The sequence below is a fragment of the Pseudoalteromonas luteoviolacea NCIMB 1944 genome, from assembly GCF_001625565.1.
Lineage (GTDB): Bacteria > Pseudomonadota > Gammaproteobacteria > Enterobacterales > Alteromonadaceae > Pseudoalteromonas > Pseudoalteromonas luteoviolacea_F.
Window position 1 is genome coordinate 1 of the sequence record NZ_AUXS01000045.1, and the last position, 13,827, is coordinate 13,827.

Here is a 13,827-nt window from a genome sequence, read left to right on the forward strand (position 1 = left end):
CAGGATCCATGTTTTTTGATGCTAGCTTGGTTTTAAGAGTGGTAGCCTTAGCAACTGTCAAAACTGCTCACTTCACCTTGCGCAAAGTAAACGTATTCGCTGCGCTCATAGTCGTTAATACTTTGCACGATATTCACCTTACGCAAATTGAACGTATGCGCTTCTCTCTTTTGCACCGCTTTCTTTGTCTGCAAACTGATGGTGAGATTGCGAAGCTTACAAAGTCTGCTTAACTGTAATGTAGTGAACTGCACAATAGGAATGAATGGTATGGCGCGTATTGAACGAAGTCAGGTAGGAGCATTTTGTTGGTCTGAGTTATGTAGCTCTGATTGGAGCGAAGGTAAATCATTTTATACTCAGTTATTTAATTGGCAGCATGTCGACCAACCAATTGGAGAGGGGTGTTTTTATACTATGCTGCAAAAGCACGGAGATGACGTTGCGGCTATGTATCAAATGATGCCAGAACAAAAAGAAGCGCATGTGCCCAGTCACTGGTTAGGATATATTGCGGTTGAGAATGTTGACGAGATGGCACAGCGTGCAAAAGGTTTAGGTGCGGACATTATTGCGGGGCCCCATGATGTTCCTGAAGCAGGTAGAATGGTTATGCTTCAAGAGCCCGGTGGTGCAAGGTTTGCCTTGTGGCAAGCTGGTGCTCATACTGGTACGCGAAGAGAGCTTGAAGCTGGTGTGCCTTACTGGTACGAATTGGCAAGCCAACAAAGCGCCAAAAGTGAAGCGTTTTATTGTGACCTACTGGGCTGGCAGGCTGATCATCAGGCAATGGAAAATATGGACTATGTGGTTTTTAGCTATAACGGTAAACCAGTTGCGGGGATGTTGGAGATGACTGAAGAATGGCAGGGTGTGCCACCACACTGGATGCTTTATTTTGCAGTACTTGATTGCGATGAGGTTGCCGATAAAGCGAAATCACTGGGAGGAGATGTGTGTGTACCGCCAACAGATATTCCTCAAGTGGGTCGCTTTGCTGTCATAACGGATCCACAGGGCGCTGTATTTTCAGTGATGGCATCCTTTATGGACAAGATTACAGACTAATATTAGTAGCAGCGGTGAGATCAATGATCTCACCATCACAATTAGCAAACTCGCTATTTAGGCGATTGATAAAGCGGGTAAATTCGCCACTATTCACTTTATCTTTAATGATATCGTTTAGTTTTGGTAAGAGTGCTTGGTGCTTTTTGTGAATATAGTGGCGGATAAGCACACCCTGAAAAGGTAAAATACGCATGTAAATTTTACTCAGCCCAGAATCGCAAAGCGAGCCCATACTAAAATGGTCTGTTGCCAGTAATTGATCACTGTGATTGCGCGTCAAAGCTTGGAAAGCTGATACATTATTGTGGACGGGGTGGCAATCGAGTTTGGTGCGCTCACAAAATTGTGTCGTCATTAAGCTGCCTTCGATGATAATAATACCGTGCTCACCATTGAGGTGGCACAATTCGGGCTTCAAGCAAAACACCGCGAGACGCACGGTTGCCAGAGGTGTAGGGATGGGAAGCAGCTGTTCAAATGTGGTCATCGCATTTTCTACACGACCAGCCTCAGCATCGAAACGTCCACTGTTGACCCATTCAAGGCCTCGTTGAGTGGGTAGATAATGAAATGTCGGAGTGATGTTAAGAGGCCGGTATATCTCAGTAAAAATTTTTTCTATTTGTGCTTTTCCAAGGTGGAAAGACATGCCTTCACTGACATTTATATTAAATTCCCTAGCGCTCGGTTGACTACATAAACACAACAGCATCAATGCAAAGAAGGGTTTCACAATGCGTTTTCCAAAATGCAAACCTTTCGTTTAAGACTAGCAGAAGTCTTCATTTCTATCAGAGCTCAGTGAGAAAATTCACTTGAATCTGAACAAGCACGCCCCAACTATTTACATCATCAATAGCCAAATAAATGAGAAAAAAATGACCAAACATGTTGTTATCACAGGTGCAAACAGAGGTATCGGTTTAGAGTTTTGCCGTCAATATGCCGAGCTGGGCTATCAGGTGACCGCTGTGGTGAGAAACAGTTCTGAAGAGCTTGACGAACTGGGTATCACTGTTATCGAAAATATTGATGTCAGTGTTGAGCAAGATGTGGCCAGCCTATCGGCGCAATTACAAGGTCAGGCAATTGATATATTGATTAACAATGCGGGGATATTCAGTAACGAAAGTCTTGAACATATGGATTTCGCTCAACTTGAGGCACAGTTAGCGGTTAATGCTGTGGCACCTATCCGAGTGACGCATGCACTTCAGTCCCAATTGAGTAAAGGGGCTAAAGTGGCAATGATCACCAGTCGAATGGGATCAATTACAGACAATAGCTCAGGCGCGTACATTGGTTATCGTATGTCTAAAGCTGCACTTAATGCAGCTGGTGTGAGTTTAGCCCATGAACTTAAACCTAAAGGCGTGGCGGTTGCCTTATTACACCCAGGTTTTGTACAAACCCAAATGGTGAACTTCGCTGGTGATATTTCTGCGCAAGAATCTGCTAATCGCTTAATTGCCCGCATAGACGAACTTACGCTCAGTAATTCTGGAAACTTTTGGCATTCAAACGGCGAAGAGTTACCTTGGTAAGAGCGTGATGTTCTGAGCTGGGCTGATAGAATCAGCCCAAATACAGTTGTTTGGGGCTGGTTCAGCGAACTATGCTACAATTGCAAAAAAATAAGCCCAGAGAACTGTATGGAACTTCAAGAGAATACCCCCCTAACACTGCCCCTTTTTCAATTAAATGAACAGTTAGAAGCGCGTGATATCGAGTCTCCCGATATGCAACTTTCGGTTAATTTGACCGCAGATTTGCTGGCAAATTTATGTCAAAATCCGGCACTAGATCAGAATATGAGTATCCCTTTGGAAGCTTATGAACTGACAGATATTGAAGCGAATGTTGCGACAATGCTCAGTGAAGGACATCAGGCTCAGCTTATCCTGAATCACGGCCCTGTGTTGAGCGCGGTATTGAGTCCACTTGGTGAAGATGTGCTTTTTGTTTCCCCTCCCGTTGATATGATGCCGACTTTTGATCTCGGTTTAGATGATGACGATGATGGTGAAGAAGAGCATAAAGTCTAAGGGGATTTAGTCATGTTGCAAAAGCGCCAGATTTGGTTGGTAGCTGCGTTAATTGTACTCAGTGGCTGTGCTGTTCTTGGGGTAAGTCATTATGATGATTTGTTTGGACCGGAACAGCCTCGTCAACGCTTAGTCGAATATCGCCAAGGTGGCGCGCAATACTTGCAGCAAGTAAAGCCTATTCTGGATAACCGCTGCGTGGTGTGTCATGGGTGCTATGATGCCCCGTGCCAACTGAAATTGAGCTCGCCTCAAGGCATTGATAGAGGGCTGAGTAAAACCTTAGTGTATGACGGCACGCGAATTCTGGCTCAGCCTCCCACACGGTTGCTATTTGATGCAACAACGACTAGTCAGTGGCGTGACAAGGGTTTCACACCCGTGCTGAATGAGCGAGTTCAAACAGCTTATGCCAATTTACAAGGCAGTGTGATGTACCACAGTTTATTGCTCAAGCAGCGTACGCCATTTCCTCAGCAAACCGTTTTGAATGATGCGTTTGACTTTTCCCTTGATAGACAGCAAACCTGCCCAACAATGGATGAATATGGGCAGTATGCTCAGGATAACCCCCATGCTGGTATGCCTTATGGCTTGCCTGCACTGACAAGCCATGAGTATGGGCAATTGCAAGCATGGATGGAACAAGGCGCTCCAATGAGCGAAGTGGCTGCACCATCAAAGGCGGTTGCACAGCAGGTGACAAAGTGGGAGCAGTTTCTCAATCAGTCTGGTAACAAACACCAATTGGCTGCTCGCTATATTTATGAGCACTGGTACTTGGCTAATATCTATTTTGCACAGCACAGTCACACTGACTTCTTTAAGCTAGTCAGGTCTAAAACACCACCCGGTGAGCCAATTGAGCTGATCGCGACGGTTCGCCCGTTTGATGATCCAAAAGTAGATAGGGTGTATTATCGATTACTGCACGAGCGCAGTACCATTTTGTCTAAAACGCATTTGCCGTTAGCATTAGATGATAAAAAGTTGGCCCGCCTATACACGCAGTTTATTGGCCTTGATTACACGGTCTCCGAGTTACCAGACTACGCGCCAAAACTGGCTGCAAACCCGTTTAAGACATTTGCGGATATTCCAGTAAAGTCCCGTTATCAGTTTATGTTGGATGAAGCTGAGTTGATAGTAAAGGGCTTTATCAAGGGGCCTGTATGTCGCGGACAAATTGCATTGAATGTGATCAACGACCATTTTTGGGTGGCATTTGTTGATCCAGAGAAAAATGCTTCGCCAGCTGTTGAGGCTTTATTGATGCAGCATGACGATGATCTACTTCTACCAGCCGCTGAGCAAAGTAATGTGTTGCCGTTGTCTAGCTGGGCTAAATATGCAAAACATCAAAGTGATTACCTAGAAGCTAAAAACCGGTTATCTGAGCAAATCTTCAATCAGAATGGAAAGATTGATTTAGCACTAATATGGCAAGGTGATGGTCACAATCCCAACGCAGCACTGACCATATTTCGCCACTTTAACAGTGCCACAGTTGTGAAAGGGTTTGTTGGCCAACAGCCAAAAACAGCGTGGGTTTTAGATTACGCATTGTTCGAGCGTATTCATTATTTATTGGTGGCAGGCTTTGATGTATATGGCAATATTGGTCACCAGCTGATCACACGTCTGTATATGGACTTTTTGCGACTTGAAGGGGAGCAAAATTTTCTTAATCTGCTTCCGCGCAGCCATCGTCAACAAATAAAGCAGCACTGGTATCGCAAATCACATTTGAGCTTGAGTGAGTTTATCAATCGTAAAAGCTTGCTCGGCGCGCCTAGTCATATTAATTACCAAAGTGATGACCCTCAGCGAGAGCTCTATGAAAAACTCGCCGAATACCTCGCCCCTGTCATGCATAGAGAGTACGACTATTTGTCTGTGCCTCCGGTCTTGCGTGTGTTAAATAACTTGCCCAATACTGCGGTGGCGACTCTGCCTCAAGTGTCATTTATACTTGCGAATGATGAGCTGGGTGAGTTAAAAGGCTACACCTTATTGCGCCACAACGCGCATTTTAATATTTCGTCATTATTGAATGAGGAAGGCCAGCGCGCTTATGCGGAAGACTACGTCACTGTTTTACCTGGTTTTGTTGGTGATTATCCAGAAGCCATTTGGTATTTGCCAAACGAAGCGCATGCCAACGCCTTTACCAGCGGCCTAATGGAGGTGTCTAGTGAAGCAAGTTATCAGGCATTAAAAGCGCAGTTTGGGATAAGACGCACACATCCGCAGTTTTGGCAATACAGTGATTTACTACACCAAATTGCAAAACAGACACGCGGTGTTGAGTTTGGGTTATTTGACTATAACCGACTAGAAAACCGTTAAAAAGTTAGACGGTGATAGATACCTCATCTGTCACCGTTTGGCATTTTAAAGTGCACTGGCTGCTTTTGCCGCAGCGAGTAATACTTGCTCATCCAATCGTACTTTATAATTTGGGTTGGCGTACTGGAATTGAATTAACCCTTTTTTATCGATAACAAATACTGCCGGTACAGGTAGTGCGACTCTGTCTTTTCCGCTGAGATCCACAAAATTTACACCCAATTTATTGCGATAGGCTGTTGCTGTTTTGTCATCTAAATAATAAGCCAAACCCAAAGCTTGTGAATAGGCCAGTTGGTCGTCAGACAGTAGCATGTAATTTGGTGACTCAATGGTACTTTTAGCCAGTTCTTTTGGCGAGTCTGGAGAAATTGCAACAATTTGCACATCGAGTTTAGCCAATTGAGACTCAATTTTTTGAATGCCATTAAGTTGGCGAACACAATATGGACACCATCCCCCACGGTACACGACCACTAAGGTGGTTTTGTTTTTATATAATTGCGCCAATTCTACTGGCTTACCTTGGCTGTTTTTAAGTATCAATTTAGGGGCATCAAGGCCAGGCAATAAAGGCGCGACTGTATCTGGGGAGTTAGTGATATTGGTAGCAGTCGCAGCTGATACACTCGGGAGCATAACTAGAAGCAAAATAAAGAGTAGTATTTGCATAAAATCCTCTGTCTAAATGTTTGGTCAGTGATATTAGACAGGCAAAGTGACGAAAGACTTTCGCTCGGGTATGATATTGTTTTTATCCTTGTAATTTTATCACGTCAAAGAGAGCGAATATGTCTGCAAATATCACAAAGCTAGTGGTGATGCTGGAAATGCAAAATGCGATGAATACCAAAGTGCATGAGCAATGGTTCAGTCAGGGTTTTGAATGGTATCGAGCGATATGGGTTGAGTGCGCAGAAATGCTTGACCACTATGGTTGGAAGTGGTGGAAAAAGCAAACGCCGGATACCGAGCAAGTGATCTTGGAGTTGGTCGATATTTTTCACTTTGGGCTATCTTTGAGAATCGATGGCGAAACATCATTCGAAGCGCTGGCAACGCAGCTTGACCATGAATTGGCTGCGCCTACACAAGCAGACGATTTTAAACAAACACTTGAGCAGTTAGCGGCGAGTGCTGTGGCAGAAAAATCTTTTAACGCAGCCGCATTTTCAGGATGTATGGCACAAATCGGCATGAGCCTTGACGATTTATACCGTGGTTATGTCGGTAAGAACACCTTGAATTTTTTCCGTCAAGATCATGGTTATAAAGATGGCACTTATATCAAAGAGTGGGACGGCAAAGAAGACAATGAACACCTAGTTGAGATTGTAAAAAGTCTGGATACAGAGCATCCAGACTTTGCTAAGCAAGTTTATAGCGGCCTAACAGCCCGTTACCCTGCTTAGGCTACTTGATTGGCAGCAATGTGCGGTAGTCACTGATCGCCAAATAGTCAGTGATCTCTCTAGGAGGTTGCTGGCTGTCTGGATTATTAATTGCCAATAGGTGGCCTATTCCGTACTTTTTGGCAGCAGCCAACACACTCAGGCTATCATCAACAAATAAAGTACGTGTTTTATCAAACCCAATATCAGCTTGTACTTGATGCCAAAGCGATTGGCTTTCTTTACTGACACCATACTCATGGGTTGAAATGACTTTATCTAAATACCCATCGAACTGAGTACCACTAAGTTGCGTGCGTTCTATCTTGAGGCTTAAGCTGTCGGGGTGTGCGTTAGTTAGCAGAACTAATTCTTTATCGGCGTCCTTGAGTGCTTGTAAAAACGCGGGCACGTCTTCTCTGACAGAAATTAGATGCTGCACTTCTCGTTTTAGCTCCATAATGGGGAGCTGAAGCTGTTCCTGCCAGTAATCGAGACAATACCACTCTATTTGTCCCATCACGGCTTCATATCTGGCAAGTATATCTGCGCGAGCCTGTTCAAGGCTCAGGCCCTGTCTCTGAGCGTGGGCTCTGGGAATGAGCTCTAACCAAAAATGGTTGTCGAAGTGTAAATCTAACAATGTGCCGTCCATATCCAACAGAACGGTATCGATTTTAGACCAATTTAACATAGGCTTTTAACTGCAAAGGCTTTATGATTAGGTTACCAACATCATAGCAAATAAAAGTTTATGTCACAGAAAAAGCACCCATGTCCGCCAGAAATATTGTCATCTGACGTTGTTGCATCAAGTAAGCTGTTTACAGTTGAAGCTTTGTCATTGCAATTTTCAAACGGAGAGCGAAGGCAATATGAGCGTGTGAAAGGGGGTGGGCGTGGCGCTGTGATGATTGTGCCAATAACTGCTGAAAATGAACTATTATTAGTCAGAGAGTACTGTGCGGGCACACATGACTATCAATTGGGGTTTCCAAAAGGGTTGATTGATCCTGGTGAAACACCGATTGAAGCGGGAAACAGAGAGTTAAAAGAAGAAGTCGGTTTTGGGGCTAACGAATTTGTGAATTTGAAAACCGTATCATTAGCGCCAAGTTATTTTAAAGCGCAAATGCATATTCTATTTGCAAAAGATCTATACCCTGAGCGCTTGATAGGCGATGAGCCAGAACCTCTTGTTGTTGTAAAGTGGCCTTTGAATGATTGGCAATCATTACTTGAGCAAAGTGACTTTACTGAAGCGCGTAGTGTTGCGGCATTGTTGTTATTACAGCAGCATTTATTAAAGGAGGTTTAAATTGCAAACCTACTTAGAGCCTTGTATCGAATTGGCGCAGTTGGCAGGTAAAGCCATTATGGCAATTTATCAACAAGATGATATTGGCCAACAAGAAAAATCAGATCATACACCGGTCACTGCGGCGGATTTAGCTGCTAATGAAGTATTGCTTAATGGTTTACAGACGTTAGCACCAGAGATCCCGGTGATGTCCGAAGAAACTCCGATCCCCCCTCTTGAGCAGCGACAAAGCTGGCAGCGCTACTGGCTGTTGGATCCTATGGATGGTACCGGAGAGTTTATTTTAGAAAGCGGTGATTTTGCCGTTAATATTGCACTAATTGAAGATAATCAACCTGTCTTAGGAGTGATCCATTGGCCTGCCAAAAACGTCACCTATTTTGCAACTAAAGGCGGCGGTGCATTCAAACGTGACAAGCAGCAAGATGAACAGATCTTTGTATCACCGCCAGATACTTTGACACTTGCGGTGAGCCGAAGACAAAAAATCGAAGCGGTGAGCCAATATTTGAATAGTCAATTCGACACCATTGCGCTTGGTTCCTGTTCTCTTAAGGCGTGTATTATCGCAGAAGGGAAAGCCGATTGCTTTTTACGAGTTGGACCTACCGGTGAATGGGATACTGGCGCGTCGCAGGTAATTGTAGAAGAGGCAGGTGGTTGCATTACCGATGCACAATTTAATCCACTCACTTATAACCAGCGTGAAACAACTGAAAACCCAGACTTTATTGTTATGGGCCATCCAGATTGGCAATTTCAAAAGTTGATAAGCCCTCATCAGAGGTAATTTTACCCGAACAGAAGGCGTATTTTGTTGATAAAATACGCCTGCAATAAATCTACTTAGGCCTCTAAAAGTAGGGTTATCTCTAAAAATAAGTGTTATTGATGTATTTTTGTTCGTTTAAACAATTATTTTATGTCAAATCCTTGCAATAAAAATAAATTTAGATATTATAGCGACCTCTTTAAGGAAGAGCTGAAAAGCACACTTCTTAAAGCGCATCTTAATTAGATGCATACAGGCGCGGGATGGAGCAGCCTGGTAGCTCGTCGGGCTCATAACCCGAAGGTCGTCGGTTCAAATCCGGCTCCCGCAACCAACTTCTTAGTTAAGAGAGAAGCAAAATAAACTTAGCATTACAGGCGCGGGATGGAGCAGCCTGGTAGCTCGTCGGGCTCATAACCCGAAGGTCGTCGGTTCAAATCCGGCTCCCGCAACCAACTTCTTAGTTAAGAGAGAAGTAAAACAAACTTAACAATACAGGCGCGGGATGGAGCAGCCTGGTAGCTCGTCGGGCTCATAACCCGAAGGTCGTCGGTTCAAATCCGGCTCCCGCAACCAATTCCTGTATTTAAGCTTTTCAAATACTATTCTTCCCTTTATTGAAATTTTCTGACTTTTCACTCAGCTTGCCATTTTCATCTTTTTTATACGTAATTTACAGCTTATTTGTCCCATTGTTAGCTGAGTTCATGCTCTGTGGGTTTTTAGGGCAAAATAGCTCTAAGTAATGTGTTTGCAGCTAACGGCGACAAGACGAACGATCACCAAGACAACTGTGCGCCATCTAATCTTGGTGCATACCTTATTAGCAGTTCTTGCACTTGCAACATTTGGGGAGTGTTTAGACTCTAACACTTTTTAGTGAGTCAGTATTTTAAGCTTCTTTGTTTCAACCTTAAGTTTCATTAAATTCTCCTTTTTAATAATTGATTAGTCGAAGTTACACGTTAAGTGTCAACTAAAACAGTTAATATAGTGCATTTTTTAAAATCAACTTTATTTTATATTTTCTGTTTTTATGAGGTTTTTAATTTGGTTTTATAAAATGGTGTCTATTTTAACGCCTTGGGTTTTATCGGTTCAATGGGGTTATATTGAGTCGTTAATTTTAGTTATATAGCTATGGGTTTATTGGACTTAAAATAAATTAATAACTACATGTATTAAATAGCGCGAACCTAAAAAGGCTCGCGCTCACCTAGCATTACAGTTAGCAGCGGCAAGAAAAGCCACCGATACAACTGGCTTCTTTAGATGCATGGCAGCATAAAGAAAGGTTGGTTGCACAGCTATTTGTTACATTGCAGCCATAGCCTTCTTGAGACACACCGCCACCTGCTACCTGTGGGGTTTGTTCATTCATAATGCCTTTGTCACTAGATAGAGACTTGAGTTTCTTTTTTTGTATTTTTAGTTTCATTTTAATTTCCTTTTATACTTGAGATGTTTTTGCATGAATTGAAAGTTGATTAGATTTCACTAGCATGCATATTTAATATAGGCCAAATATAAAATTAAAAAAACACTCCGAACTTGAACAATGAAAAGTTTAATATCGAACCTATGCTGCTTTAGGAAAAAACTAAGTTGGCATACCATTTTGCTTAACCTAAAAAGAGGCGTATTGAAGCTCAGCTGTAAAGGATGCTGTTGGCTGTCATGCAATGAGTAATATATCAGAGGCCTCTACGCTTATTTGTTCTCACTGAATGATATAGTTAATTTACACTTCTAAAATAAAAGGTACACGCGCCTTACGTGTAGTGTGAGCTTTACTGCTAAAGTAACGAACTCTGTGTAATGAAAAGACATCATCATTCACACTATATTTGACCTAGGTGGCGTATGATGGGGAGTTCATCTGTGTGTTCTCAGCTATACGCTGTTACAGGGTTAAGGCGTTAACTTAGTGAAAAGAATTCAGGTAGACCGAGTAGCCTACCTGATTTAAGTTAAAATTTCGCAGCGAATACTTCAGCTTGTTTCCAGACTCTCAGCGTATTACCACCGAGGATCAGTTTAATGTCGTTATCGCTGTAGCCGCGATCCAAAAGGCCTTGTACAAGATTTGGGTAGGTAGACACGTCTTTTAATCCGACAGGGAGAGAGTCACCCACACCATCGTAATCAGAACCAATACCTACGTGTTCAATACCAATCAACTTGACTACGTGGTCAATATGGTCCAATACCTGATCTAAAGAGGCAAAAGGGTAAGGGTTACGCGCGAGAAATGCTGCGCGGAAGTCGGTTTTAGTCGCGCCACGACTGGTCGCTTCTTGCTCTTCTTTAGTGCGTTTATCAGACCATGTTCGTGATGCGGAAGTGACAAAGCTAGAGCCAAAGTTTATTTGGATCACACCGCCATTTTTTTTCAGAGCCAATAACATCTCGTCATCCATATTGCGCTCAAACCCTGGCGTATACTTTCTGAGCGACGAATGTGAGGCGATCACAGGAACTTTTGAGACTTCCATGACTTGATAAAAGGCTTTATCTGAAATGTGTGAAACATCGATCAGCATACCAATCTTATTCATCTCGACGACGAGCTTTTTACCAAATGGACTTAACCCTTTCCATTTGCGGCGCAGATCATACGAAGAGTCAGAAATGTGGTTGCTTTGCGAATGAGCCAAGGTGATATAGCGTACGCCGCGGTCAAAAAAGTGCTGTAGATTTTTTAGATCCCCTTCAATGGGAGAGCCGTTTTCCATACCCATGGCAATCGACATCAACCCTTTATCGAATTGTGCCTCGATGTCTTTGGTATTATGTGCAATAGCAAACTTGTGTGGTGCGCGATGTACCAGCGCTTCCATACCGTCAATAAGCTGGTTTGCTAACTGGTAGCTTTTGCCCTTGCCTTCAAACTCTAAACTAGCAGGTATATAAATTGACATAAAAGGCGCGTTAAGCCCGCCCTGCATTGCACGAGGGTAGTCGAAATCGCCCCCTTGTGTTGCTTTAGAAACATCATCCCATTTCATATTGATGCGATAGGGGACGTCGATGTGGGTATCAATAAGTAAGTTTTCTTGAGCCAAACGAATGGCACGGTCGGATGCGGTGTATTCTTTTGCCTGGGCAGAGGAGATGGCCAGTGTCAGAACACAAAGAGCTGAGCTTAACTTCATGTTTGCGCCTTTATTATGATTGTGAAGTTTGATTGTAACAACTAATTATAAAGGCTCAACATGTGGTGCTACATTAAGCGGAGAATACTTAGTAAATGGGCTCTGAAGTATAGTCCTGACTTTGCATAGCATGAAACTCAGCTTTACTGACAATATTGACTGATTCATGAAGCTCAGAAAATACAATCAGCGCATCACCGCTTTGCAGTTGGGCTTTGACTTGCGCAACTTTTTGCTCCGTTGAGATTTCACTGTCACCATAATCTGTGCCTTCACGTAACACATAGTGCTCGATCAAGCTGTTCAGCGTCTCAGTGGCAATTTGTTGATAAGGAATAAGCATGGATGTATCGCTATTTTATTAATGAGTGGATGTAATCAGGCACGACTTTTTCCAGCCAATAGATTGGCTTAAATGGGTTTGCGCCAGAAATAAAGCCAACGTGACCTCCTTTAGAGGATACCGCAAGCTTCACTTGCTCACTGACTTGCTGGATCAGAGGGATAGCTTGTTTTGACAGCATAGGATCATCTTCAGCGTGGATAAGCAGTGTCGGTGTTTCTATTAAACTTAAATACGGTTGTGCACTGGCCTGTGCATAATAGTCTTCAGCGCCTTTAAAGCCATGTAAAGGGGCGGTGACTCGATCGTCAAATTGCCAAAGGTCTTTAATTTGTGACAGCTCAAGGGCAGTCATATTAATGGAAGTGTGGATCTGGTCTAATTTACGTGAAAAAGAATGCTTCATTCTATCCAGTAGGTATTTTTGATACAGTTTGAAGCAGCTTTTTCGGATCACTTGGCAAGAGGATGACAAATGATAGGGAGCGGAGATCACCGCAGCACCAGCTAAGCGGCTTGCATGGCCTTTTTCTCCAAGGTATTTTGCCAATACATTACCACCTAACGAAAAGCCAACGGCAAACAGAGCCCGGCCGGGAAATCGCTTACTCAATGTTTGCAGTAAGAACCCTAAGTCTTGTGTTTCTCCACTGTGGTATGCCCGTGGTTGTTTATTCACTTCTCTAGAGCAATTACGAAAGTGCATCAGTACCGCATCTAACCCGGATTTGGTAAGGGCATGTAGCATCCCTTTTGCGTAAAAGCTGTTTATATTGCCTTCTAAACCATGCAGCACCACTACGAGAGGCGCCTGTTGATTGCCATTTTTGGCCCAAGCAAGTTCTAAAAAGTCGTTGTCTGGCGTGGTGAGGTGCTCATAGCTGACATCCGCTTTTAATCTTGGTCGAAAAGCGCGTGGAAGAATAGTTTGCACATGACGGTTGCGCATCCACCAAGCGGGCTGAAAATTTAAATCGAGCTGCTTTGACATAGATAGGTGACGATCTCTTTGTGACGATTAACCCAAATAGTGTACCAAAGCTGCTACAAAATGAGTATGGACCTAAAGAATTTGTCTGTGTGAGATAAAAAGCACCCGACCAGCGAAGCTGGTAAGGTGCTTTGTGCGTCGTGCTTAATTCTGAAACGGGAACTAAGTTTGCTTAACTAGATCTGAGTGACTGTGTCTTACTCTGGTACTTCAGCCTCATTGACCTTTTTCACAAAGTAGTAGACGTAATAGATGCACAGCGCGATCACGATCCCGAGTATGCCAAAAGATAAATACAGTACCGGGTCGGAAAAGAAATCTCTAAAGAATACGTTCATGGCTGTGTCTCCTCAATTTGTCGATGAGTTAATAGTAGAGGAGCACCTGAG

At 43.3% G+C, this 13,827-nt stretch carries 16 protein-coding genes and 3 tRNA genes; 11 read left to right on the forward strand and 8 right to left on the reverse strand.

The window, feature by feature from the left end:
• Nucleotides 1-233 (forward strand): hypothetical protein (locus tag N483_RS27525; protein WP_231105475.1); only part of this gene is annotated, 233 nt, incomplete at its 5' end.
• Nucleotides 234-270: 37 nt separating this feature from the next.
• Nucleotides 271-1,068, forward strand: a complete 798-nt coding sequence (locus N483_RS17600; RefSeq protein WP_023401317.1) for a VOC family protein — start codon at nt 271-273, stop codon at nt 1,066-1,068.
• Here N483_RS17600 and N483_RS17605 read toward each other — a convergent pair.
• Nucleotides 1,058-1,804, reverse strand: a complete 747-nt coding sequence (locus N483_RS17605; protein WP_023401316.1) for a hypothetical protein — start codon at nt 1,802-1,804, stop codon at nt 1,058-1,060. The genes N483_RS17600 and N483_RS17605 overlap by 11 nt on opposite strands.
• A gap of 145 nt (nt 1,805-1,949) precedes the next feature.
• On the opposite strand from N483_RS17605, the gene N483_RS17610 reads away from it, so the two are divergent.
• From N483_RS17610 to N483_RS17620, 3 genes are all read left to right on the forward strand, one after another.
• Entirely contained in the window at nt 1,950-2,615 is a 666-nt protein-coding gene (locus N483_RS17610) for an SDR family oxidoreductase (RefSeq protein WP_023401315.1), read from the forward strand.
• A gap of 108 nt (nt 2,616-2,723) precedes the next feature.
• Nucleotides 2,724-3,116: a hypothetical protein gene (locus N483_RS17615; RefSeq protein WP_023401314.1), complete on the forward strand. Its 393-nt coding sequence runs from the start codon at nt 2,724-2,726 to the stop codon at nt 3,114-3,116.
• Nucleotides 3,117-3,128: 12 nt separating this feature from the next.
• Complete coding sequence (locus tag N483_RS17620) at nt 3,129-5,465, forward strand: fatty acid cis/trans isomerase (protein ID WP_023401313.1); 2,337 nt, start codon at nt 3,129-3,131, stop codon at nt 5,463-5,465.
• A gap of 45 nt (nt 5,466-5,510) precedes the next feature.
• On the opposite strand, the gene N483_RS17625 is transcribed toward N483_RS17620, so the two are convergent.
• Nucleotides 5,511-6,137, reverse strand: coding sequence for a peroxiredoxin-like family protein (locus N483_RS17625; protein ID WP_023401312.1), 627 nt, complete (start codon nt 6,135-6,137; stop codon nt 5,511-5,513).
• Between the two features lie 119 nt (nt 6,138-6,256).
• On the opposite strand from N483_RS17625, the gene N483_RS17630 reads away from it, so the two are divergent.
• The gene (locus tag N483_RS17630; RefSeq protein WP_023401311.1) at nt 6,257-6,877 is read left to right on the forward strand and encodes a dUTP diphosphatase; all 621 of its coding nucleotides are present in this window, start codon (nt 6,257-6,259) and stop codon (nt 6,875-6,877) included.
• Between the two features lies 1 nt (nt 6,878).
• Here the strand turns inward: N483_RS17630 and yrfG are convergent, their stop codons facing one another.
• Nucleotides 6,879-7,550: a GMP/IMP nucleotidase gene (gene yrfG, locus N483_RS17635; protein ID WP_023401310.1), complete on the reverse strand. Its 672-nt coding sequence runs from the start codon at nt 7,548-7,550 to the stop codon at nt 6,879-6,881.
• A 60-nt stretch (nt 7,551-7,610) separates the two neighbouring features.
• Here yrfG and nudE point away from each other — a divergent pair, with 60 nt between their 5' ends.
• The 5 genes from nudE (at nt 7,611) to N483_RS17660 (ending at nt 9,525) form a co-directional block, all read left to right on the forward strand.
• Nucleotides 7,611-8,174: an ADP compounds hydrolase NudE gene (gene nudE, locus N483_RS17640; protein WP_023401309.1), complete on the forward strand. Its 564-nt coding sequence runs from the start codon at nt 7,611-7,613 to the stop codon at nt 8,172-8,174.
• Nucleotide 8,175: 1 nt separating this feature from the next.
• Entirely contained in the window at nt 8,176-8,967 is a 792-nt protein-coding gene (gene cysQ / locus N483_RS17645; protein WP_023401308.1) for a 3'(2'),5'-bisphosphate nucleotidase CysQ, read from the forward strand.
• A 239-nt stretch (nt 8,968-9,206) separates the two neighbouring features.
• A tRNA-Met gene (locus N483_RS17650) sits at nt 9,207-9,283 on the forward strand.
• 44 nt (nt 9,284-9,327) lie between these two features.
• Nucleotides 9,328-9,404, forward strand: a tRNA-Met gene (locus N483_RS17655).
• 44 nt (nt 9,405-9,448) lie between these two features.
• A tRNA-Met gene (locus N483_RS17660) sits at nt 9,449-9,525 on the forward strand.
• 652 nt (nt 9,526-10,177) lie between these two features.
• Here the strand turns inward: N483_RS17660 and N483_RS17665 are convergent.
• From N483_RS17665 to N483_RS27305, 5 genes are all read right to left on the reverse strand, one after another.
• Complete coding sequence (locus N483_RS17665) at nt 10,178-10,387, reverse strand: hypothetical protein (protein ID WP_023401307.1); 210 nt, start codon at nt 10,385-10,387, stop codon at nt 10,178-10,180.
• Between the two features lie 532 nt (nt 10,388-10,919).
• Complete coding sequence (locus N483_RS17670) at nt 10,920-12,104, reverse strand: dipeptidase (protein WP_023401306.1); 1,185 nt, start codon at nt 12,102-12,104, stop codon at nt 10,920-10,922.
• A gap of 88 nt (nt 12,105-12,192) precedes the next feature.
• A complete protein-coding gene (locus N483_RS17675; RefSeq protein WP_023401305.1) occupies nt 12,193-12,447 on the reverse strand; it encodes a YheU family protein in 255 nt (84 codons plus the stop codon).
• A 10-nt stretch (nt 12,448-12,457) separates the two neighbouring features.
• The gene (locus tag N483_RS17680) at nt 12,458-13,438 is read right to left on the reverse strand and encodes a hydrolase (RefSeq protein WP_023401304.1); all 981 of its coding nucleotides are present in this window, start codon (nt 13,436-13,438) and stop codon (nt 12,458-12,460) included.
• A gap of 197 nt (nt 13,439-13,635) precedes the next feature.
• Nucleotides 13,636-13,776: a hypothetical protein gene (locus N483_RS27305; protein WP_023401303.1), complete on the reverse strand. Its 141-nt coding sequence runs from the start codon at nt 13,774-13,776 to the stop codon at nt 13,636-13,638.
• Nucleotides 13,777-13,827: the final 51 nt, after the last annotated feature.